Below are 21,458 nucleotides of genomic sequence, written 5' to 3'. Positions count from 1 at the left end.
AAGTGTAAACCTTGGTACTGTACCAAGGTCAATGGACAATATGTGAAACTTTTCTCAAAGTAGGGGAGACGCTTCCTCCGGTTCAACCGGAATATTAATCTCCAGATACGTTTTGCTGCCGTTACCCGTGCGCTCAGTGAACAGAATTTTACCGCTGATATCCCCGCTAATCTTATAATTCCTTGCCTCCACATACTCCAGCATGAATCCGAAGGCATCCCGCTCCAGGTAATCCTCCTGGCCGCTGACAATGACGGCAGAGATGCAGGTAGCCGGCTCCAGAACCTCCACACTGTCATTCAGGCAGACCCCGAGCTTCACCTGATCCTCCGCAAGCAGGCCAAGTCCCCAGCTATACTCCAGATCCCCTGGTCCACAGACGTATTCGCCCGCCTTATGCTCAACCCGGAAGGAATAAAAGGTGAACGGCAGCAGCTCCATCCACGCCTGAACCGTGTCTTTGAGCTCCTCCTTTTGCAGCAAATGATTCTTATTCGTCTGCTGAATCCGGTACATGCGCGGCACCTGCTTCATCTTGCACGTATACAGGGATGCGCTGACCTGCGCCAGCTCCGCCTGAATCTCCTGAATCTTGCCGAGCAGCAGCGTGCTGCGCCGGATCTCCTCCTCCAGCTGCATACCCGCAGCGGCAATCGACTCTACCACTTGCTCACACGGCGCGTCCTTGATCAGCCCGGCTACATCCTGAAGCGGGATCTGCATGCTCCGGTACCATCTGCTCGTCAATAGATTCCGCGCATCCAGATCGTTGAAATACCTGTAATTATTATGATGATCCTTCATCGGCCGGACAATATCATGTTTCTCATATAAGCGCAGTGTATCTGCCGTCACTCCCAGAATGGATGCAAATTCACCGATTGAATACTTCATCAGCAGCCCCCCAGCTTACTTGATCGCATACGCTCATGCCTATGATTCATGTAATTAATGATAGAGGGTTTGACCGGGAGACATTGTGGATTATGTCACACCGCTTCTGCCGGAGGACCGGGAGGAGCTTTTCCTGTCGCAGGTGACGGCGGCATGGTCTATACTTGAAAGATACGGAAGAAACTCACGAACGGAGGCGGCTGCCATGCCCGCAAAGCTAACAGACAAGGTCGCTGACCTGCCCTTGACGCCTGGCGTATATCTAATGAAGGACGGCCTGGGTCATGTGATTTATGTCGGTAAGGCGAAGCAGCTGAGGAAGCGGGTCCAGTCTTATTTTTATAATAATAAGGGACATTCGCCCAAGGTGAAGCAGCTCGTTAAGCATATCCGCGATCTGGACTACCGGTTGACCGATACAGAGCTGGAGGCCTTCATGCTGGAATGCCAGCTGATCAAAGAGATCAAGCCGATGTATAACCGCAAAATGAAAAATCCGCTCGCCTACAGCTATATTTCCATCGTAGACAAAGCGCCTTACCGGCAGATTGAGATCAGCTACGAGCCAAGTACAGAGGCGGGCGGCCTCGTCTATGGCCCTTATACCAGCCGGAGTACGGTGGAAAGAGCGGTGCTGGGCATCAAAGAATCGCAGCGCATTCTGTGCAGCAGCCCCCATTCCCGCAGCTCCCGCTGCCTGAACCATTCGCTGGGCTTATGCATCGGCATGTGCGGCGGCGGGGAGGCAGCTGTGGCACAATATGAAGCCGTTATAGATGAGATCATTTGCCTGCTGGAAGGCAGAGACAGCGTAATTGTAGCCGGACTGGAAGCCCGGATGGAGGAAGCTGCGCTGCGGTTCGACTTCGAGACCGCTGCCAAGTTCCGCGATTATCTGGGGGCGGTTCACTCGCTGCTGCAGAAGGAGCAAGTGATCGAATTCACCGGAGCAAACAAGAATATTATCGTGCTGGAGCCGGTGGACGCGCAGTCCCATAAGCTGATCCTCATCAAGGGCAGCGTCATCCTCTACCGCACCCTGCTGGCAAGAGAAGCGCTGAACGAAGGGCAGCTCACCGGGAGGATCGCTGCATCTGCCAGGGAAGTCTTCCGCAGCAGCAGCCAGACTGCCGCTACGGAAGAGATGAGCCGGCACAAGATCGACGAGGCACAGATCATCTACAGCTACCTCAAGAACAGCTCCAGCCATTATCTGCTCGTCCCGCCGGAGTGGCTGGAGAATGAGGAGGTGACAGGGTTAGAGGAAGGGATAGCGGAACTGGTTCAGTCTTCTGTCTTGGGTACATAGCAATTGACTCTGCATCCCCACTTAATACACCGCCTGCGGCGCAAACCGCCCGGTGCCTTTTAACGTATAGTCATAGAATTCAAGAATTAGCCTGTTCATGGTCTCAATACAGTAATACTTATCGATATCCGCCTGCCCGCGCTGCAGCATATTCGCAAGGATGGGGGAGAACAGCGGCAGATCAGTCAAGCTCAAGTGCTTGGCTCCCTGAAAATGAACGGTATACGCATCCTTGAAGTTCGGATTGTCGGTCTTATTCGCCGCATAAGCCGAGTTCTTCCCAAGCTGTCTCCACACATCGTCCGTATAGATGTTCAGCAGCGGTACGCGGTAGGGTTCATTTTTGGCCGCCAGATCATTGCGTCTCCGGTCATACACCAGCTCGGTGAAGAACGGCGCATCCAGATTCACAACAGCATCCACATCACTGCGCTCCCGGCCGAGCGCCACGCTTGCCGCACCGCCCATCGAGTGGCCGAATACGCCAATGTGCTCCGTATCGATCAGCCGGTACACGGGGTCTTCGCTACTGGCGGCTTTCTCCAGGATATTATCGATTACCAGATTCATATCCGCAGTCCGCAGCATCATCCATTTGCGTGTAAGGCCGTACAACTCCTCCATGGTGTAGATCCCGTCTTTGTTGGAATCGTTAACTTCCCGCATATAATCAGCATTAATCATAGTGACCTTCCCGTCCACGCTCTGTGTATAAAACGAATGGTAAGGATGATCGATGGATACTACAACATAGCCGTGGCTGGCCAGCTCCGTGAAGGTTGAAGCGTTGCTCTCTCTAACCCCAAAGGCTCCATGGGAAAAGACAATAAGCGGGTATGTTCCCTCCGCGTGGCCGGGATACCAGAATTCCACATTTACCCGCCGGCGCTCCCCGGTATCCGTAAATTTCTCCATCCGGTTGGGGTCCGTATAGGTGTAGATAGCCGTTCTGACTTCATATTCCCCGGTCACTTCTGGTGCACGGTACTGCGGGAATAGAATAGGCGGAATAAGTGCGATTAGCAGCGCCACAGCGGTTAGCAGCCTTTTCCACACCCGGGTTGAACGTCTGGACGGTCTCACGCCTGTCTTCTTGCGGACCAGATCAACCGAGCCTTTCAGCGCAAACATAAACAGCAGGACCGCCAGCAGCACCCAGCTGAAGCTCCAGTCAATAACGGGGGATAGTGTCAGTATAACGAATACGATAAACAGGGTAATTCTAATCCAGCTTATGAGCTTAATGCGGCTGTGCATAGGGATAATTCTCCTTTTCGCGTGAGGTGATGATTTCATCATAAAAAACTGCGAAAAGGATGTATACCCATTTACGGTAAGCTGTAGCTACAGGGCAATAAGATGCATAATACCCCCATAAAGTGCGGCACTATCTACGGAATTACCCGCGGATATCCTGCTTCACAGCCTTCAGTCTCTCATTAATCTGCTCCGCTTCCTTCTTATCCTTCTCATAGGACAGCAGACGGACAATGGAATAGACTACAGCGATTTGCAGAGCAAGCAGAAGTGCAGCGGACACACTCGCTACAACTCCGATCAGGCTGGCAAGGGCAATCAACAGAATTTCCAGCAGGAGAAAATGAATCAAAATTCTAACACGCATCGCCTGCTCGCTTACCCCGTTAGGAGCGTACAACATCATGCCTGTCAATGCTCCAAGCAGGGAGAAGCCCATAATCGTATAAATGGATATCAGGTCAAAGGCGAGTTCCGGCATAAAAATCTGCCGCAGCACCGTAATGATAATGATGATGGATGCGAAGATAACCAGAAAATCGCGGATGATATCTTTGACAACCTCAGAACGCTTCATGCTGTGATCCCCTCCTTTATAATCCAAGTCTTTGTTTCAGTACGGGCACATACTGTCTTGAAATGACTACACGTTCCCCATTATCAAGCAGAGCTGTGAACCGGCCGCTGAGGGACGGGTGCACACTTTCGATCTTGGCGATATTCAGAATCGTGGATTTGGAGACGCGAAAACAGTTCTTGTCTCTGCACAGCTCCTCCAGCTCATACAGCTTCTGCTTCACTTCATGCACCTGGTTCTCGCTGTAGACAAACACTTTGCCGTCCACGGCTTCGAAATAATAGACATCACTGAGCTTGATGCGGCTGACCCGCTCTTCCTGAACTCCCAGGAGCACAAGGGTCTCTGCCTTAAGCTTATGTACAATCTCACTGATCTCTTCATTTGCTTCATAGCATCTGATGATGATTTCCTCTTGCTGCTCCTTGCTGATATGTTCGATGGAAATTTTGATAGGATCACCTGCGTTAATTCAGATTGGAAGGTCTGTTTTACTTGACAAAAAGCTCGGCTAATAACATAATAATAACAAGGATTTGCTCGCACGTTGTGTACGACTAAATCCGCATCTTAAGACATTCGGTATCTAGCTCAAACGTTGTGTTTGACTTAAATACCCAATGTCTTAATTTCATTGTCATAACTGCAACATTTTATGGGTAATATAGTATTAGGTCGCACGTTGTGTACGACCATAGAGAGGAGATCGCACGTTGTGTGCGATCTCCTCTTATTTATTTGTATTCCCACTTGATTATTTTTTGGTCCAGATGTCTTGAGTAGAAATCCATAATCTTCTGCTGATGTCTCTTTCTTGGCTGAAAACCATAAACATTACGAAAATAGACAGAGGCAATAAAGTTAACCATATCGGCAAGCTGAATTAGATTACAATTTTTATCGTGTGATAGTTTTACTTGTAGATCTGGATAGACCCTTCTATTTGCAGGATTCCTTAACGCATCCCCAAAATTATTCAATTCACTCGGTTTACCGTCATCACAAATGACGAAAGCATGAGAATCTGAGGTATCTAACTCCGTCGAGATACATTTAACAAGCTCTGTATATGCGTGGATGTGCATCCGATTATGATTAGTCTCTCCTGTGTTAGTTTGGTACAAGGCCTTGTTCACGATGGCCGCAACCACTTTAACATCAGACACTTGCAGTAGGGCTAGCAAATGATCGACAACAGCGAACCTCTCAACATCAGACAAAATATAATAGAAGTCCTCCCCATCAATAAACGCCTTACCATGAATTTCAAATTTTCTAAAAAAATCAATACTGGGGAATTGCTCTACTGGAATACCATGGATCTTTGATTTTATATCCTTTTCAAGACTATCCTTAATTTTTTGAACCTCATTATGTAGATAGACTTGGTAGTGCGCGGGTACAAGCACACCAGCATAACAAAGAACAGGTTGATTTCTCATATCCCCGAAACCATTATTGCCGGACTCGTCTGTATAGAACCCATATAATGTCACGTTAGTTCCTGCTCTCACGTTTATTTTCCACCCTCAGTAACTCACTCCATTTTACATTAACTCCAAATAATTTGAAATGATGCTCAGGAGCATGTATTTATCATCAGAAAAAAAGCCATCCGCCAGATACTCCGGTACGGACAGCCTTATATAAGCTTAATTGTTATGATACCGCCCTCTAGGCACGACCAACGGGGAACCGGAGACTGGGTCAGGAATGACTGTGCTATCCAGTCCGAAGATCTCTTTAACCCGCAGGCTTGTGATGACCTCTGCGGGCGAGCCCTCGGCAACCAGCCGACCGGAATGCAGCGCAAAGATATGGTCGGCATACCGGGCGGACAGGTTGATATCATGCAGGACCATCACAATGGTGGTTCCGTGCTTGCGGTTCAGATCGGTGAGCAGGTCCAGAATCTCCACCTGGTAGGTGATATCCAGGAAGGTGGTCGGCTCATCCAGGAACAGGATATCGGTCTGCTGGGCCAGGGCCATCGCAATCCAGACCCGCTGCTGCTGGCCGCCTGAGAGCTCATCGATATTACGGTTAGCGAACTCTGTGATATTCATAATCTCCATCGCTTCGGCCACGGCTTCGTAATCCTTCCGGGACCAGCCCCCAAGCAAGGACTGGTGCGGGAATCTGCCGCGTCCCACCAGATCGGCAACCGATATTCCTTCCGGCACAATCGGGGATTGCGGCAGCAGCCCGATGACCCGGGCCAGCGCTTTGGCCGGAATCTGCGAGATCGGCTTGCCGTCCAGCGTCACCTGGCCTGCGGTATGCTTGATCAGCCTGGCCATGGTTTTGAGCAGGGTGGATTTCCCGCAGCCGTTCGCGCCGATAATGACGCTGATCTGATGATCCGGGATCACCAGGTCTATCCCATGAATAATCGTCTTATTCTCATAGCCCGCTATCAACTGCTCAGCTCCAAACACATGTGCCTTGTTCATTATAATTCTCCCTTTCGATTCATGCGGATTAACAGGAAGATCAGGTAAGGTGCTCCGAGTAATCCGGTAATGATGCCTACAGGGAATCTGTACTCAAAAGCAAATTGTCCAATCAGATCGGACGCCAGGACCAGATTCACGCCGACCAGACCTGCGGGTATGATGCTGGAGGCACCTGTACCTACCAGTCTTTTGGCAATTGGCCCTGACAGGAAGGAGACAAACGCAATAGGTCCAGTAGTAGCCGTAGCAATCGCCACCATGAAGACAGAGCTGACAATCAGTGCAATTCGGGTCCGGTCTGTGCGGACTCCAAGCGAGGTAGCCGACTGCTCCCCCAGCTCCAGAATACTCAGATGCTTGCCCAGCAGGATGATGATAGGCGAACAGATCAGCACGATGATCACCAGCGGCGGAAGCTCGCGCATCTGTGAGCCGTTGAGACTGCCGGTCAGCCAGCGGACCGCTGAAGGGATGTCCTTCTCGGAGCCGATCAGCAGCAGGTAGGAGATCACGGCATCCAGCATCGCCTGAAGACCAATCCCGATCAGAATTAACCGCCCGATGGAGAAGGTTCTTCCCCTGGAGAGCACGTAGATCAGCAGCACGGTGGCAAGGCCAGCGATTACCGAAGCAATAGAGACTACAGCTCCGCTGGCTTGAAGGATCACGATGCAGTATACAGCCGCCGCACTCGATCCTGAGGTAATGCCAATCACATTCGGGTTCGCCAGCGGATTGCGCAGCATCGTCTGGAAGGTGTACCCGGCAATCCCGAAAGCGAATCCGGCAAAAAGACCCGCCAGCATCCTCGGCAGCCGGATCACATTCACGGCGAAGGAGACGCCCTTCAGCTCTTCCCCGGAGAGTGCGCGCAGCACATCGGCAATCGGATAGACGGTATTGCCGAGCAGCAGCATGGCGCAGCAGAGCCCTACGGCAAGTACTGCAAGCAGGCTGGTAACAATCAGGCCGCGGCGGTGTCGCTGACGTCTGCCCGCCATAATAAATTCAATCGTTTCATTTCTCATAAGGATCGCACTTTCGACTTCATCGCTAATAGAATCAGGATCGGTGCCCCTACGAAGGCTGTAACTACACCGACTTCAAGCTCTCCGGGGCTGCCGATCAGCCGCCCGCCTACATCGGAGATTGTCAGAATAATCGCCCCGGTGACCGCTGACATCGGGATCACGAACCGCAGGTCCGAACCGAGGATCAGACGGATCACATGAGTGGACAAAAGGCCGATGAACCCGATAGGCCCGGCCAGTGCCGTCACAGCTCCGCATAACAATACCCCTGCCAGCGCGGCGATAAGCCGCAGTGTCCCTGTGCGGACCCCGAGGCCTGTCGCCACATCATCGCCCAGGGCCAGCGCATTCAGGGCCGGAGCTGTAAGGAAGGCAATCAGCATGCCGATCATCAGGAACGGAATGAAGGTTGTAATGCCGCTCCAGGTCCCCGCACCCACGCTGCCCACCTGCCAGAACCGGAACTGGTCCATGACGTAAGCGCGCGGAATCATGATGGCAGTGACCAGAGAGGACAGAGCCGCGCTGATCGCAGCACCCGCCAGAACGAGCTTAATGGGCGTGGCTCCGCCACGCCCCATCGAGCCGATTCCGAATACGAAGACCGCTGTAATTGCAGCTCCGGCTAAGGCTAGCCATATATATTGGCCTGCAGTGCTTATGTTCAGGAAAGCAATTCCGCAGACCACGAACAAAGAGGCTCCCGTGTTCACCCCGAGGATGCTGGGGTCGGCAATCGGGTTGCGGGTCACCGCCTGCATCAAGGCTCCCGATACACCTAGCGCCCCGCCGCACATCAGGCTGAACACCGTCCGGGAGATCCGCTTGCGCACCACATTTGCCCCATAGCTGTCCACCTCTGGACGGAAAAGCCCGTCAATCAGCTCATTCCAGCCTACATGACGGGCTCCCAGTACCAGTGACGCAATGATGCACAGGACCAGCAGGACCATGCAGCTCATCAGCACCAGGATGAAATTCTTCGGCATATGCAATTTTAGCTTATTGTTGTCCAAGACCGGTGAACTCATCATTTTATTTTATCAATAGCTCCCCCAATTAAGGCAAGGTATTCATCAATGGTGTACGCAATGGACAGCGGATTCGGTGTTCCGGCAGCAACCAGCGGAGTATCACTGTCGATAAAAGCTACCGATCCCCGTTCAATGGCCGGGATTTTGCCGATCAGTGAATCTGCCTGAAGCGTCTTAAGCAATTCGGCATTTCCATAACCTACGATCAGATCTGCATCATACAGGGCTTCCACATTCTCGGAGCTTAAGCTGAGCGAGTAGCTGGTAGGGTCTGTAATCTGTTTGGTAATGCTCTCGGGATAGATCATCCCCAGCTCATACAGGAATGCGACCCGGGAGTCCACAGGTGTATAAATATGCAGTTTCGACAAATCCTCAGCGGAGAAATTGACCCAGACTACTTTTTTGCCGGCAATCTGCGGATATTTGCTCAGCTTGTCCTTAACCAGGGCTTCGGTGTCCTTGATGAGCTGCTCGCCTTCAGGCTTCATGCCCATGCCTTCTGCGTTCAGCAGCACCTGCTCACGCCATGTTGTAGCCCAAGCAGCTGTCGGGTAAGCTACCACTGGAGCGATCTGGCTCAGTGTCTCATAGTCTTCCTTCGTTAGGCCCGAGTACGCGGCCAGAATAACATCAGGATTGGCGTCTGAGATCGCCTCGAAATCAAGACCATCGGTATCCTGGAATACATTCGGATCGGTTACATTCAGCTCCTTGAGCTTATCTGCAGTCCAAGGCAGCAGTCCGCTGCCATCCTGCACGCCGAAGTTCGCAGCCGAGAAGCCTACAGGGACAACGCCCAAGGCCAGAGCCACATCATGGTTAGCCCACTGCACAGTAACTACGCGTTCCGGCTTGCTCTTAATTACAGCTTCACCAAGCGCATGCTTGATGGTAATCGGATAGGTCACAGCATCCTGCGCCGCTGGTGCTTCTGTGCTTGCCGCTTCGCTGGTTGCAGCTGCTGCCGGTGCAGGGGAAGGTGAAGCTGCTGAATTCGGCTGGTTGGACGAGCAGCCTGCCAGCACTATAGTTAGCGCTAATGGAATGAATAATGTCTTGAAAGAGAACTTTTTGGTACGGTTCATGTGTGGACCCTTCCTTATCTGAATAGGTTTTGGTCGATCTTATACTGTGGCTTATCCGGCAATAAGACATCGTGCAATTTTATACGATAATGAGAATCATTATCGATAAATATATAGGGGCTGGGGCAGGTTGTCAATGTAAAATTTGGATTCCGCCCGCAAACCTCAGCAAAATGCCCGATGGTAATTTTCGGATTAAAAAAATTTAAAAAAAATTGGGCTAAAGGGCGCTGTTGGTGGTCGGGGCGGGATTAGGATCGTTGGTTGGGATAGTAGTAGCTGTGGTGGTGGCTGGTGGTATTGGGGTGGATGATGGGGCTTATGAGCTTATAGGCTGATTGCTGGTGATAATGTGCGGATGGTGATAGTTGCTAACGTAATGGTGTGGCTCCGGTGAACGGCATTGATTATAAGGTAACCACCTTCCCGCCTCCAGCCCACTTTCCAGGAATTCAGGGGTCCTTTGCTCCTCAGTTCTGCCACTCTGACCGCCTGTACCATATTTAGCGGGATTTATCCCTTTGAATACTCATTCTACGTGTACATTAAAAAAAGCCCCACAAGCAACCACCTTTTATAGTGGGCCGCTTGTGGGGAAGTCTGGGGGGAGAACAGAAAGGTTAGCTAAGTTAGCTCACTTACAATTACATGCTCTTGGTCAGTGTAATGGACTGATCGGCGTTACCCCATTGTACGTTCCAGCCCAGTAATTCGGTGATGAAACGAAGGGGAACTACGGTTCTGTTGTCGTCGTTCACAAAGACCTTGGCGCCGACGGATTTCCTCATGCCGTTGACTTCCATGAAGTCTTTGTTCATCCAGAATACCAGGGTGTCACTGCCTGCGGTAATGGTAACCTGCTGCGCCTGCTTATCCCATTTCACTTCTGCCCCGATGCCTTCACTCAGGTAGCGAAGCGGGATATAGGTCATTCCGCTCCAGATGAACGGCTTGGTATCCATTTGAGTTACTTGTCCGTTAATGTTCAGGACGCCGCTGCCCACCTTCATCCAGACTTTCATCATGGAAGCAGGATCTGCTGGTGTTGCAGGTGCGGGTGCTGCTGCATCCTGGAACTTATCGTTGAACTGCGTAACAATCGCATTGCCCAGCGCTTGGCCTACCCCGAACATCGTCTTGTAGCCCTCGCGGTTCGTCTTGTACGATGCGTCATAGTTGCCCGCTGCATATTGCGTAAGCACCTGCTGCACTTGATTCTCGTGGGTGGTCAGTGCGGATTGCCCCGCCGACTTCGGCAGGTTGCCTGCTGTAGCCGAATCAAGGAAGGCTGCAAATTCAGTGGTGAAGCCTGCGATACGCGCTTCTACTGCTGCTTTTGCCGCTGCATCATTGTTCTTCACTGCCGCTGTGAAATCAGCCTGGGCATTCACATGATTCGTGACCCAGATCTTCTCAAAAGCCGCTGCCCCGTCTGCACCATAGATGGAGGCAATCGCTGCTTTGAAGTCGGCTGTATTCATGGCTTCGGCTGTAAGCAGCGCACTGGAAGCGGCTCTTCCGTCATATTGCTCCTGCATTTGCAGGACGGACAGAGCGAAGTGTTCACCCGCTAACTGGTTGAGTGCGGATCTCAGATCAGCAGCCTTGGTATCTGCCTTGGTATTCTCGAATTTAGCAGGCATTTGCGTAGTAATTGCACTGGACAAGGCCTTGCTGATGCTGAACATCTCAGCATACCCCTTACGGTAGGCTTCATAAGCGCCCTTGTAATCGCCGGCTGCATAATCCTCGAACACTTCCTGGACATGGTTCTCATGACTGCGGATAACCTGCTTCGCGGCAGCTGCCGGAAGCTTGCCCTCTGTTGCCGTGCCGAGGAAATTCCCGAATTCGTCTACAAAACCGCTTACTTTATCTTCTGCAGCTTTGACGGCTGCGGTGTCCTTGTTCTTCGTCGCCTTCACCAGATCGTCGGTGTACTTGTTATGAGCGCGGAAAATCCGTTCAAATTCAGCTGCACCTGCATCACCGTACAGTGAAGCAATAGCGGGCTGCATATCGAGCGCGTTCTGATCAAGCGCCTGGTAGGCCGCTGCCGCATCCTTGGTCCCGTCATAGGCCTTCGTCATTGCGGTTACGGCAAGGGTGAAATGCTCGGAGAGCAAATAATCCAGGCCCGCTCTCAGCTCAGCTGCCGGTGTATTCACCGAAGCCTTCATCACTGTGGCTGCCGGAGCTGCCTCTGCACCTGCCAGCGCAGGGATCATCAGGGTCAAGCTTAACATCGGAACGACTAGCTTCTTCATCTTCATCTCACTTCACTCCTTGGGTTGGTGTAATATATTGTGTTCACGTTGCTTGTCTGCCTGTTTGCCTGTACATACACTGAAACGCAGGGGATTCAGGTTTGGATCACCATCCCGCAAAAAAAAGCTGCCCGCCGGTATAAAGCACCGGAACGGGCAGCCTCTTGTAATGATATAACCTGCCAGCAGAACGCTGGTTAACCCAGCAACGCGCGTACGCCTTCACTCAGCGGGGTAAGCGGACGGTTCAGCAGCTTCGCAAGGTCGCCACTCTCGATATTCAGCGCGCCATCACGGATAGCTGCCTGAATGGCAACGACGATCGGCAGCGCCGCTTCCGGCACGCCTGCACCTGCCATAATCTTCGCATAGGCGGTGTCATCCACCTGCTGCACGGCCACCTCCTGGCCCAGAACCTCGCCGACCACCGCTGCCAGCTCTGCCTGGGTAAGCGGGGTGCCGGATAATTCGTAGATGACACTCTCACGGCTCTCTCCAGCCAGAACAGCCGCCGCCGCTTCAGCATAGTCGCTGCGCAATGCCCAGCCTACCTTGCCGTCTTCGGCAGAGGTCAGCCATGGAGCGCCGGCCTTCACGGCCTGAATGGAGCCGACTTCGTTCTCCAGGTACCAGTTGTTGCGCAGGAAAGCATACGGAATGCCGGATTCACGGATGAACTCTTCTGTCGCACGGTGTACCGGCGCCAGGAACAGGGAGCTGTTATCGGCATCGCCTACACTGGTATAGACGATGAAGCCTACACCTGCACGGACAGCTGCGTCTACAGCTGCCTTATGCTGGCGGATACGGGTGTCGTTGTCGAGATCAGCTGAGACGATCAGCAGGCGCTCCACTCCGGCAAAAGCGGTGTCCAGCGTCTCCGGCTGATCGAAATCACCATGACGGACATCGACGCCGCGCGCCTTCAGGGCTTCTGCCTTCTCCGGGTTTCTGACACTGGCTACAATATTCCCAGCGGGTACGGTCTTCAGCAGAGTCTCTGCTACGATGGAACCAAATTTGCCTGTTGCTCCTGTTAATGCGATTGTCATCTCATATTCCTCCATTTGGGTTCTTGTATTTCAATCTCAGCTATAAGCTCTCGTTGACATCGGTAATCATCACTCATGTAACCATTGTAGTTACAAGTTGACCGGATGTCAAATAGATTGTTCAAGATTCACCCCACCGTCTTGAAATAGCGGTAGATCTGCTCCAGCTTCTTGCTATGTTTCCCCTTCTTGCTCTCCATGTTACCGAATTCGAAGAACTTCACCTTACGGATGCCCACGTAGTTGAACAGGGCTTTGCGCATCAGCATCTTATGCGAGTTCCCCAGCCATAGCAGCGGGTAGTGGGTCGGCCCCTTCATGCTGGAGATGCAGATCACGCTCTTCCCCTTGAGCAGCCCCTCCGGCAAAAGTCCGCCCTTATCCCGGTAGGCGAAGCCCGATGCAAACATCCGGTCGATGTAGCCCATCAGCATCGCTGGCGGGCGTCCCCACCAGATCGGATAGACCAGGACGATCTGATCGGCCCACAGCAGCTGCTCCCTGTACTCTGCCAGCTCCGGTTCCCGGTACATATCCCGTCTGCGCCGATTCTCATTGAACATGAGAACCGGATCGAATCCGGCCTCATACAGATCAAGCACCTTCACTTCCGTAATCTTCGCATTCTCCTTGCTGCCGCGCAGCACCTCCTCCAGGAAAGCGTAGCTCAGGCTCTTATGGTTCGGATGGGTGTAGATCACAAGTGTATTCATCAGTGGTATTCCCCTTTAGTTGTCATTTGATAACCAAAACATAGCACAGCCGCGAATTACTTGTCAAATGATAATTGTTTTTTGATAATTATTCTGGTATCGTGACCTCTGAGGTGATCTTATGGACAACAACCATCTATTCCAGAAATTCATAGCCTTCACTGCCGCCGTCCATCAAATAACGAACAATATTTCCAAAGATGTGAATTCGGACGGCTTAACGCCGCTGCAATATAAGATTATCGAATATATCGCCGTCAGCCAGCCCGTTACGCTCAGCGAGATCAGCGACTGCATGAACATGTCGATGCCCAATACGAGCCGGGAGCTGAAGAAGCTCAGCGAAAAAGGACTATGTACCCGCATCACCGACCCCGCTGACCGCCGCAGGCAGGGAATTACGCTCTCCGCCGCAGGCGAGGCGTTGATGAATGAGGCATTCTCGCAGATAGCCGTGCGGTTCGAGCAGCGCATCGCCGGCCTGAGCGCTAAGGAACGCAAAGAGACCGAGCGGGCGCTCGATCTCTTACAGCAGAAGGTATTTTATTTGAGCTGAGGAACTATCCTGTCTCCATATTCCTGCCAACAATTGGCACAAAACCAATTCACACCAATCGCGTCTAACTGGAGAGAGTTAAATCTATCCATAAGGTGATGAATCCATGACAACAAGAACGACTATGCTGCTGTCTCTGCTTGGACTGGCCCTGTTATTGCCAGAGCGCGTCCATGCAGATGCAGCCCCTTCACCCCAGCCCATCTCCATCTACCTGGACGGGCAGCAGCTCCAGCCGGAGACCCGGCCGCTGAACATCAGCGGGACTGTACTGGTTCCTATGCGCGGGCTGTTCGAAGCCCAAGGGGCCGAGCTCTCCTGGGACAATGCAAGCAAGACGGTAACTGCCGTCAAAGGCGGCACTGCACTCACCTATACCTTAGGCTCGTTCACAGCTCTGCTGAACGGGAAGACCTCCCAGCTGGCTGTACCGGGACAACTGTCGCAAGGCTACAGTATGATTCCCCTGCGCTTCGTCAGTGAAGCCCTGGGCAGCGAGGTGAGCTGGGAGCCGGCTTCGGGCTCCGTCCTTATCTCCTCGGCGGCTGCCTATGAGACCTCGGTCACCTGGGGGGTCAACCTGCGCAGCACCCCGGATGCCGGGAGCAGCGCCACTAGCTTAGGCCTGCTGCCCGCCGGAAGCAAGGTTCATGTCATCCGTGAGATTGATGCCCTCTGGCTGGAGGTGCGGACCGCAGATCATTTGAGAGGATATGTATCTTCCAAGCCGAAATTCACGGATTACAGAAGCCCCTCGCTGCTCCAGAAGCAGGGAGAGGCAGTGATTAAAGAGGGCCGGAAATACCTGAATACCCCTTATGAATTCGGCGCTTCTCCTGACCAGACGGATACGTTCGACTGTTCTTCTTTTGTGAAGCGTGTGTTCGGGGATACGCTCGGGATTGAGCTTCCCCGCGTCTCTTACGATCAGGCACAGGAAGGCCGGAAAGTTGGCGTGGGCGAGCTGCGCACCGGAGATCTGCTGTTCTTCACCGCCAGAGGTCTCGACATCGGACATGTAGCCATCTATGCCGGAAATAACCGGATCCTGCATACCTACTCCAAGGAACAGGGTGTACATATGGAGGATTTCAGCAGTAAGTGGAAGCAGCGGTTTGTTACCGCGCGGCGGATTCTATAACGGGGGAGAGATTAGGCAAACCATGTAACGGTTGGTTTTTCTACACTTGCTGTTAAGCAAATGCCCCATTCAGGAGTGACAGTTGGAAAAAAGGCACTTAATCTGACCAAACGTGGCCGATTCTATGAGATTCGGTGAATCAGGTGTACTTTTTCCAACTGCTTCTTCATATGACTCCATTCCGCCAGAAATAAGTGCCTTATTTCCATCTCTTCCGCCTGCTTCATGCTATGCCTTGCGCACAAACTCCGATTTCAGCTTCATTGCGCCGAACCCGTCGATTTTGCAATCGATATCATGGTCGCCTTCCACCAGACGGATATTCTTCACCTTGGTGCCTATCTTCAGAACGGACGAGCTGCCTTTGACCTTGAGGTCCTTAATCACCGTTACGGTGTCCCCGTCAGCCAGTACATTTCCGTTAGCATCCTTAACTACCTTCTCTTCTTCACCGCTTGCACTTCCTGCATCCAAAGACCACTCATGTCCGCATTCCGGGCAGACCAGAAGCGTTCCGTCCTCATAGGTGTACACAGAGCTGCACTGCGGGCAATTTGGCAATTCATTCATGATTTCTTTTCTCCATTCCTGCTTAAGCATGTGTTATAGGGATAAGTCTGTCTAAGTTTAACATATAACTTGATTTAACTCCGCCCCCTGCCTGATTCAACCTGATAACCAGATGGATGTCTACGGGAAGCAGTTTGGATGAGCGATGGAAGTGGTAATAATTAGAAGATAGCTTGTATACGTTATAAATGACCGTGAAGGAGTGAATGAGGGCATGAATGAATCGGAATCGGAGCACAGCAGCAGCCAGCCTGCCGCAGACACCGGGGAGCATACAGCGCTTGCCGCTGAGGCTGTAGATGCCATAGAGAACCTGTCCGGTATCCATCCCGGATACCGCCGCGCCCATGCGGCGGGAGTCTGCTGCCGCGGCTTCTTCCGGCCGAGCGGGCTGGGAATGGAATTCACGGAGGCTGCGCATCTTCAGGAGCAGCAGGTGAATGCCATTATCCGCTTCTCGGGCAGCTCGACTGATCCGGCACTTGCGGATCTGCTATCCCCTGCCAAGGGGATGGCTGTCCAGTTCATCCTGCCGGATGGCGGGGTTACGAATCTGGTTGGAGTGACCGTCCCTGTCTTTTTTGCGCGGACCCCGGAGTCCTTCATCGACATTGTGCATATGGCCCACCGGCTGCGGACCGGGACACTCGGACCGATTGAGCTGATGAAGGAAATTGTCAGCCACTTCAGCGAGAGCAAGGAAGCTCTGCTTGCTGTGCGGCGGCTGAAGCCGCCTGCCAGCTACGCCGAATGTCATTACTACTGCATACATGCTTATGTGCTGGTCAATGCAGAGGGCAGGCAGCAGCCTGTCCGGTTCGAGTGGGTTCCCGAGACGGGCGTGCGCACACTGACACTGGAAGAGGCTGCGCAGCAGCCGGACCGCTATCTGGAGGATGAGCTGGAGCTGCGCTTCAAGGATGAGCCGGCTATCTTCCAACTGGTCGCTGTTCTTGGAGAGGAAGGCGATGCTACGGATGATCCTACCCGCGCCTGGCCGGAGGACCGCCGCAGAATCGATCTCGGGCGGCTGCATATTTCAGAGATCTGCCCCGATCCGGCATATCTGCTCATGGACCCCACGATCCTTACAACTGGTATGCTCCTCTCGGATGATCCGATTCTTAAGTTCCGCAGTGCGGCCTACGCCGAATCTTATGGGCGGCGGATCGAAGGAAGATAGCTTCTGCCCGCTGTGGCAGCTATACACCGGCCCAGCGCCAAAGGGACACTGCGCCCTTTGGCGCTTTTGATTCAAACGCTATACTTAGTTGGTTAATGGATATTAATCCGGTTACAAGAGAGAGGAGTGCAGTATGCAGCAGGCCATGGTCATCATGAACCCGTCGTCCGGCAAGGCAGAGGCGCGGGATTATATTAGAGCAGCGGAAGAGGTGCTGCAAGGCGCAGGGTATCAGGTTACCGTCCAGGAGACCGCAGGGGAAGGAGATGCAACCGCCTTCTGCCTCCAGGCCTGCGCCGAGTGCTATGATCTGGTGGTTGCCATTGGCGGAGACGGAACGCTCCACGAGACGATGAACGGCCTCACAGATCAGCAGCACCGCCCTACACTTGGCATTGTGCCAATGGGCACCGTCAATGATTTCGCCCGCGCGCTACAGATTCCGCTTGTTCCTGAAGAGGCAATCCAGAGCCTGGCTTCGCCCCGGACCCGAAGAGTCGATATGGGCCGGCTGAATGACCGGCTGTTCGTCAATGTGGTGGCCGCAGGCTCTCTGGCAGGCTCCCTCTCCTCGGTTAGCTCCGAAGACAAGAGCCGGCTCGGGTTCCTTGCTTATCTAAAAGAGGGCATTAAGGAGCTGGCCAGCAATACTGCACATACCCTGACGATTACTCACGACGGGGAGATCTGGGAAGGCTCCTCCCCGCTGTTCATTGCTGCACTGACGAATTCCGTGGGCGGCTTCGAGAAGCTTGCCCCTGCCGCTGCCGTAGATGACGGCCTGCTCCATTGCTTCATCGTCAAGGACCTGCACCTGCTGAATTCCGTTACGGTCAGCATCTCCCTGCTGCTCGGCAATCTGCGGAATCATAAGGATGTCATCTACTTCACAGCCAAGGAGGTCACCGTCCGATCCGCCGAGCCGGTACAGACGAATGTGGACGGCGAGCAAGGTCCGCCGCTGCCGATCCGCTTAAGCACCATTCCGCGCCACATTCAGGTCGTGGTGCCGGAGGACTGAGCTGCTCCGGCGCCTCAGGTGCTCCAGGCTGCAGAATACAGGAATCCGGGAGAAGCCTCTTCCTTAGCCGATTCCGTGCAGCTCTGCGAAGTCCTCACCGAGTGTCCATTCCAGACGTCTGACCCATTCACGCTGCACCTCCTTGGGCGCGATCTGCAGGCGGTGCAGGATATTCCATACCCTGTACAGACTCGCCGCCTTCATCTGCTGCGGCGTGAAGGAGAACGGGTTAACAGACAGATAGCCCTGCATGAAGGCAGTGTTGAGCAGCGAGGATTGTACGGGATAATGGTGCTTCGTGAACCAGCAGACCCAGGCTACATCATTCAGCGGGCTGCCCCATTCCGCCCATTCCCAGTCCAGCACATGCAGCAGATCATCGGCTTCACAGAGCAGATTATGTACTCCGTAATCGCCATGGGTCAGGACCCACGGAAGCTCCCCGGCCTCCGCCGCAGACAGCAAGTGAAGCGACTGCCTGCCGAGAGCGGCGGGAACGAATTCCAGCTTCTGAATCACCTGACTCAGTGCAGACCTGTTGCTGAGCCGGATCTCTGTCTCTTGCGGCTGATAAGGGCGGGAATGAATCTGGGCAGCCAGCAGCTGCCCCATTCTGCTGTAGATCCGCTCGGCTCTTGTCCAGTCCCTGGCATCCAGAACGGATTGGGCGTTCCCGCCCTGCATGCAGTCCATGATGATGATGCGCTTCCCGTCCATCTCTGCCACCTCATGCACCACCGGGGTATCACAGCTTCCCTGCACCAGCTGCATTACCTGAACCTCATTGAGCGTATCTTCATTGGACAGATTTGTTATTTTGGCTACAAGCGGCGGCTCGGCCCCCGCCATCAGATAGGTGAGATTCGTATATCCCCCTGTCAGCCGTTCCAGCCGGCAGGCATATCTTGCTTCCAGACCTCTGATGATGTTCTCAATCATGATATGAATCCCTCTCTTTTTCCTTCTGTAAGCCTTTATTCCAAGAATATCACATGCTCCATTTCATTACAGATTAAGCTATTCTGCACAAGCAGATCCATGCTGGCGGCCCTCACTGTATGTATGACAAAGAGACCGGCGAGAGAATCCGGCCAGTCTGCTGGAGCCATGCCTCATAGCGGCATAGCGGTCTCCTGCACAGCCAATGCCTGCCCTGGAAGGGGCTTATGCTTGTGGCCTGGCCGGGACGTACAGCTTGTGGATCAACACCATTTGACCTATATGATAGGCATTATGAGTTGCCGCATTGCTGATGATCTCCCACCATGCAGCCGGTACCGGGAACCCGTTCACCTGCTCCTCCAGCCCTTCCTCAGACAGCAGGCTCTGCCAGTTCAAGAGCGTCTGCAGCAGCCTTCCGCGCAGCTCGCTGAACGCAATATCTGCCGGAAGCCTGAAGCTGAGGTTATTATCCTTCACCGGAGGCACAGCGTCCATACGCCCCTCGCGGTACCGGCTCTGCCAGGCTTCATTCCAGTACAGCAAATGCTGGGTAAGCTCAGCTATGCTGCTGACTCCTTCACCGGGCTTCCAGAACGCTTCCTCCTCGGTCACGTTCTCCACAGCCTGCATATAGGGAAGATGCCAGCTGGGATCGTTGGCCCCGGCAAGCAATTGATTGGCAAGCACATCCTTGGCATGAACCATTCCTTCACTCTCCTCTTCTTCGCATTCCGTTATATTTGAAGTGAAGCCCCCTTCCCTACCGGGAACGAGGACTTCTCTACTGGCTGGAGGGCTTGTATTCGCTCAGCTTACCGTAATAGACCAGATGCAGCCGGTCGCTCTGCCGGAAGTCATCCGGGGTGACGAGCGCAGGCAGCTTGTTCCACAGCTTAATGCCGGAGCGCTCCAGAATCTCGGCCACGAACTGTGAGCAGAAATACGAGTTGCTGAACTCTACCGGCTCCTTCAGTGCAATGCCGATGACACCGAGGATATTGTAGAGATATTTCTGGCGGCTGCGGATGAAGACCTGGAGCACCCGCTTCATTTTCTCAACCTCACGGTCCGTAACCTGAAGCTCGTAGATGACGCAGGTCGTCTCCGGGTATTTACTGTAGGTGCCTGTGCGGATATCCTCCTTCACGAACCCGCCGTTCAGCGGATTGGCCGGATGCTTCCTTCCAAAGCTGTATAGCTCGGACAGCTCCCGGTTAAACGAGATCGAGGCATGATTATACGGCGCTTTGGTATAGCCCTGAATGAGCTTCGTGAACAGCGTTCCCGTATTGGTGAGCATGATGTACACCGATGGATCTGCTGACATTTACAATATTTCCCCTTATCAAGTCGGTTGTTTTGCTTCATAATAAGCTGGACGCTCTGTCTATTTTAGCATAAAATCCCTATATTGAAATGATACCCGAGACAAGTTGGTGATTGTAATGAACCGTTCTTTATTCACACTAGTTCTGATCTTTGCAGCTCTATCGGTGATCCATGTGCTGTATCTTGTGGTCAGCAAATTACAGAAGGACAAGGATTATACCGGAATCGGCTTCCGTATCCGAACCTGGTGGGGTATGCTGTTCATCTTCTGCCTGGCTACCCTGTCCAACGCCCTGGTCTCTCTGCTCTCCCTGATGGTCCTGAGCTTCTTCGCCCTCAAGGAATACTTCTCCATGATCCGTACCCGAAAAGCAGACCGCAGGCTGTTCCTCTGGGCGTACCTGTCCATTCCGCTGCAATTCTACTGGATCTACGTGGAATGGTACGGGATGTTCATTATTTTCATTCCAGTCTATGTGTTCCTGCTGCTGCCGATTCCCCGGCTAATTAACAAGGGAACGCTCGGCTTCCTGCGCGGTGTCAGCGCGGTGCAGTGGGGACTGATGCTGATGGTCTTCGGGCTTAGCCATCTGGCCTATTTCCAGTTCGCCACGCCGGAATACGGCGCAGGGCTGGTTCTCTTCCTGGTGGTGCTGACCCAGCTCAATGATGCTGTGCATTATCTGGCCTCGCTCTACATCGGCAAGCACCGGATCGTCCCGACCGCCAATCCCCATCTGACCTGGGAGGGCTTCGTCTGCGCATTCGTGGTGACGACAGCGGGCTCTTACCTGATCTATTCTCATCTTACACCGCTGAATCCGGCCTTTGGCTATCTCTCCGGCATGCTGATCAGTCTCAGCGGCTTCTTCGGCAGCCTGACAGTCTCCGTCCTGAAGCGGGACCTGCTGATCGGGGACGATGACAAATTCGCTGCCCTTAAGCAAAGCTATCTGAGCCGCGTAGACAGTCTTGCCTACACCGCACCGGTATTCTTCCATGTGATCCGCTACTATTTCGACTTCATGTAGCCGATGA

Annotated in this window: 22 protein-coding genes; 6 read left to right on the top strand and 16 right to left on the bottom strand. The window is 53.2% G+C overall.

Going from position 1 to position 21,458, the window contains the following annotated elements; all coding sequences use genetic code 11:
• Positions 1-54: 54 nt before the first annotated feature.
• Positions 55-894: a MerR family transcriptional regulator gene (locus NSS64_RS30085; protein WP_340994918.1), complete on the bottom strand. Its 840-nt coding sequence runs from the start codon at positions 892-894 to the stop codon at positions 55-57.
• Between the two features lie 85 nt (positions 895-979).
• On the opposite strand from NSS64_RS30085, the gene NSS64_RS30080 reads away from it, so the two are divergent.
• Complete coding sequence (locus tag NSS64_RS30080) at positions 980-2,203, top strand: UvrB/UvrC motif-containing protein (protein WP_341142511.1); 1,224 nt, start codon at positions 980-982, stop codon at positions 2,201-2,203.
• 21 nt (positions 2,204-2,224) lie between these two features.
• On the opposite strand, the gene NSS64_RS30075 is transcribed toward NSS64_RS30080, so the two are convergent.
• The 11 genes from NSS64_RS30075 to NSS64_RS30025 all read right to left on the bottom strand — a co-directional run bounded on the left by NSS64_RS30075 (position 2,225) and on the right by NSS64_RS30025 (position 13,678).
• Positions 2,225-3,460, bottom strand: a complete 1,236-nt coding sequence (locus NSS64_RS30075; protein ID WP_341142510.1) for an alpha/beta hydrolase — start codon at positions 3,458-3,460, stop codon at positions 2,225-2,227.
• A gap of 142 nt (positions 3,461-3,602) precedes the next feature.
• Positions 3,603-4,037, bottom strand: a complete 435-nt coding sequence (locus tag NSS64_RS30070) for a DUF3021 family protein (RefSeq protein ID WP_341142509.1) — start codon at positions 4,035-4,037, stop codon at positions 3,603-3,605.
• A gap of 16 nt (positions 4,038-4,053) precedes the next feature.
• The gene (locus tag NSS64_RS30065; protein WP_341142508.1) at positions 4,054-4,374 is read right to left on the bottom strand and encodes a LytTR family DNA-binding domain-containing protein; all 321 of its coding nucleotides are present in this window, start codon (positions 4,372-4,374) and stop codon (positions 4,054-4,056) included.
• 397 nt (positions 4,375-4,771) lie between these two features.
• On the bottom strand, positions 4,772-5,551 hold the full coding sequence (locus tag NSS64_RS30060) for a DUF3800 domain-containing protein (protein ID WP_341142507.1): 780 nt from the start codon (positions 5,549-5,551) through the stop codon (positions 4,772-4,774).
• 138 nt (positions 5,552-5,689) lie between these two features.
• Positions 5,690-6,490, bottom strand: a complete 801-nt coding sequence (locus NSS64_RS30055) for an ABC transporter ATP-binding protein (RefSeq protein WP_340946247.1) — start codon at positions 6,488-6,490, stop codon at positions 5,690-5,692.
• Positions 6,490-7,521, bottom strand: a complete 1,032-nt coding sequence (locus tag NSS64_RS30050; RefSeq protein WP_341142506.1) for a FecCD family ABC transporter permease — start codon at positions 7,519-7,521, stop codon at positions 6,490-6,492. The genes NSS64_RS30055 and NSS64_RS30050 overlap by 1 nt, the downstream gene beginning before the upstream one ends.
• Positions 7,518-8,513 (bottom strand): FecCD family ABC transporter permease, encoded by a 996-nt coding sequence (locus NSS64_RS30045; RefSeq protein ID WP_445667861.1) that lies wholly within the window; start codon positions 8,511-8,513, stop codon positions 7,518-7,520. Before NSS64_RS30045 ends, NSS64_RS30050 begins: the two co-directional genes overlap by 4 nt.
• A gap of 41 nt (positions 8,514-8,554) precedes the next feature.
• Positions 8,555-9,646, bottom strand: a complete 1,092-nt coding sequence (locus NSS64_RS30040; protein ID WP_341142504.1) for an iron-siderophore ABC transporter substrate-binding protein — start codon at positions 9,644-9,646, stop codon at positions 8,555-8,557.
• A gap of 644 nt (positions 9,647-10,290) precedes the next feature.
• On the bottom strand, positions 10,291-11,919 hold the full coding sequence (locus tag NSS64_RS30035) for a copper amine oxidase N-terminal domain-containing protein (protein WP_341142503.1): 1,629 nt from the start codon (positions 11,917-11,919) through the stop codon (positions 10,291-10,293).
• Between the two features lie 191 nt (positions 11,920-12,110).
• Positions 12,111-12,965 carry an SDR family oxidoreductase gene (locus NSS64_RS30030; RefSeq protein WP_341142502.1) on the bottom strand — a complete coding sequence of 285 codons (855 nt, stop codon included), beginning with the start codon at positions 12,963-12,965 and terminating at the stop codon, positions 12,111-12,113.
• Between the two features lie 128 nt (positions 12,966-13,093).
• On the bottom strand, positions 13,094-13,678 hold the full coding sequence (locus tag NSS64_RS30025) for an NAD(P)H-dependent oxidoreductase (protein WP_341142501.1): 585 nt from the start codon (positions 13,676-13,678) through the stop codon (positions 13,094-13,096).
• Between the two features lie 121 nt (positions 13,679-13,799).
• Between NSS64_RS30025 and NSS64_RS30020 the strand changes: the two genes are divergently transcribed.
• Together NSS64_RS30020 and NSS64_RS30015 are read left to right on the top strand one after the other, a co-directional pair.
• Entirely contained in the window at positions 13,800-14,234 is a 435-nt protein-coding gene (locus NSS64_RS30020) for a MarR family winged helix-turn-helix transcriptional regulator (RefSeq protein ID WP_341142500.1), read from the top strand.
• Positions 14,235-14,340: 106 nt separating this feature from the next.
• On the top strand, positions 14,341-15,375 hold the full coding sequence (locus NSS64_RS30015) for a C40 family peptidase (protein WP_341142499.1): 1,035 nt from the start codon (positions 14,341-14,343) through the stop codon (positions 15,373-15,375).
• A gap of 228 nt (positions 15,376-15,603) precedes the next feature.
• On the opposite strand, the gene NSS64_RS30010 is transcribed toward NSS64_RS30015, so the two are convergent.
• Entirely contained in the window at positions 15,604-15,945 is a 342-nt protein-coding gene (locus NSS64_RS30010; protein WP_341142498.1) for a zinc ribbon domain-containing protein YjdM, read from the bottom strand.
• Between the two features lie 214 nt (positions 15,946-16,159).
• On the opposite strand from NSS64_RS30010, the gene NSS64_RS30005 reads away from it, so the two are divergent.
• Both NSS64_RS30005 and NSS64_RS30000 read left to right on the top strand, forming a co-directional pair.
• Entirely contained in the window at positions 16,160-17,128 is a 969-nt protein-coding gene (locus NSS64_RS30005) for a catalase family peroxidase (protein ID WP_341142497.1), read from the top strand.
• 133 nt (positions 17,129-17,261) lie between these two features.
• A complete protein-coding gene (locus NSS64_RS30000; RefSeq protein ID WP_340946231.1) occupies positions 17,262-18,149 on the top strand; it encodes a diacylglycerol/lipid kinase family protein in 888 nt (295 codons plus the stop codon).
• A 63-nt stretch (positions 18,150-18,212) separates the two neighbouring features.
• Here NSS64_RS30000 and NSS64_RS29995 read toward each other — a convergent pair whose 3' ends face one another.
• The 3 genes from NSS64_RS29995 to NSS64_RS29985 form a co-directional block, all read right to left on the bottom strand.
• Positions 18,213-19,088: a phosphotransferase family protein gene (locus tag NSS64_RS29995; protein ID WP_341142496.1), complete on the bottom strand. Its 876-nt coding sequence runs from the start codon at positions 19,086-19,088 to the stop codon at positions 18,213-18,215.
• Between the two features lie 225 nt (positions 19,089-19,313).
• A complete protein-coding gene (locus NSS64_RS29990; protein ID WP_341142495.1) occupies positions 19,314-19,796 on the bottom strand; it encodes a DinB family protein in 483 nt (160 codons plus the stop codon).
• Between the two features lie 76 nt (positions 19,797-19,872).
• Positions 19,873-20,418, bottom strand: a complete 546-nt coding sequence (locus NSS64_RS29985) for a hypothetical protein (protein ID WP_036691837.1) — start codon at positions 20,416-20,418, stop codon at positions 19,873-19,875.
• A gap of 118 nt (positions 20,419-20,536) precedes the next feature.
• Here NSS64_RS29985 and NSS64_RS29980 point away from each other — a divergent pair, with 118 nt between their 5' ends.
• A complete protein-coding gene (locus NSS64_RS29980; protein ID WP_340750926.1) occupies positions 20,537-21,451 on the top strand; it encodes a phosphatidate cytidylyltransferase in 915 nt (304 codons plus the stop codon).
• Positions 21,452-21,458 lie beyond the last annotated feature (7 nt).

The organism is Paenibacillus sp. FSL H8-0122 (assembly GCF_038005345.1).
Taxonomy (GTDB): Bacteria; Bacillota; Bacilli; order Paenibacillales; family Paenibacillaceae; genus Paenibacillus_AQ.
The sequence above is the reverse complement of the archived record's forward strand: the minus strand, read 5'-3'. Positions and strand labels throughout refer to the sequence as shown.

Excerpts from the sequence above, each read along its gene's own strand:
- NSS64_RS30000 (WP_340946231.1), top strand. The coding sequence starts at position 17,262 with ATGCAGCAGGCCATGGTCATCATGAACCCGTCGTCCGGCAAGGCAGAG.
- NSS64_RS29980 (WP_340750926.1), top strand. The coding sequence starts at position 20,537 with ATGAACCGTTCTTTATTCACACTAGTTCTGATCTTTGCAGCTCTATCG.
- NSS64_RS30040 (WP_341142504.1), bottom strand. The coding sequence starts at position 9,646 with ATGAACCGTACCAAAAAGTTCTCTTTCAAGACATTATTCATTCCATTA.
- NSS64_RS29995 (WP_341142496.1), bottom strand. The coding sequence starts at position 19,088 with ATGATTGAGAACATCATCAGAGGTCTGGAAGCAAGATATGCCTGCCGG.
- NSS64_RS30070 (WP_341142509.1), bottom strand. The coding sequence starts at position 4,037 with ATGAAGCGTTCTGAGGTTGTCAAAGATATCATCCGCGATTTTCTGGTT.
- NSS64_RS30055 (WP_340946247.1), bottom strand. The coding sequence starts at position 6,490 with ATGAACAAGGCACATGTGTTTGGAGCTGAGCAGTTGATAGCGGGCTAT.
- NSS64_RS30075 (WP_341142510.1), bottom strand. The coding sequence starts at position 3,460 with ATGCACAGCCGCATTAAGCTCATAAGCTGGATTAGAATTACCCTGTTT.
- NSS64_RS30010 (WP_341142498.1), bottom strand. The coding sequence starts at position 15,945 with ATGAATGAATTGCCAAATTGCCCGCAGTGCAGCTCTGTGTACACCTAT.
- NSS64_RS30005 (WP_341142497.1), top strand. The coding sequence starts at position 16,160 with ATGAATGAATCGGAATCGGAGCACAGCAGCAGCCAGCCTGCCGCAGAC.
- NSS64_RS30015 (WP_341142499.1), top strand. The coding sequence starts at position 14,341 with ATGACAACAAGAACGACTATGCTGCTGTCTCTGCTTGGACTGGCCCTG.
- NSS64_RS30045 (WP_445667861.1), bottom strand. The coding sequence starts at position 8,513 with ATGCCGAAGAATTTCATCCTGGTGCTGATGAGCTGCATGGTCCTGCTG.
- NSS64_RS30085 (WP_340994918.1), bottom strand. The coding sequence starts at position 894 with ATGAAGTATTCAATCGGTGAATTTGCATCCATTCTGGGAGTGACGGCA.
- NSS64_RS30030 (WP_341142502.1), bottom strand. The coding sequence starts at position 12,965 with ATGACAATCGCATTAACAGGAGCAACAGGCAAATTTGGTTCCATCGTA.
- NSS64_RS29990 (WP_341142495.1), bottom strand. The coding sequence starts at position 19,796 with ATGGTTCATGCCAAGGATGTGCTTGCCAATCAATTGCTTGCCGGGGCC.
- NSS64_RS30020 (WP_341142500.1), top strand. The coding sequence starts at position 13,800 with ATGGACAACAACCATCTATTCCAGAAATTCATAGCCTTCACTGCCGCC.
- NSS64_RS30035 (WP_341142503.1), bottom strand. The coding sequence starts at position 11,919 with ATGAAGATGAAGAAGCTAGTCGTTCCGATGTTAAGCTTGACCCTGATG.
- NSS64_RS29985 (WP_036691837.1), bottom strand. The coding sequence starts at position 20,418 with ATGTCAGCAGATCCATCGGTGTACATCATGCTCACCAATACGGGAACG.
- NSS64_RS30050 (WP_341142506.1), bottom strand. The coding sequence starts at position 7,521 with ATGAGAAATGAAACGATTGAATTTATTATGGCGGGCAGACGTCAGCGA.
- NSS64_RS30025 (WP_341142501.1), bottom strand. The coding sequence starts at position 13,678 with ATGAATACACTTGTGATCTACACCCATCCGAACCATAAGAGCCTGAGC.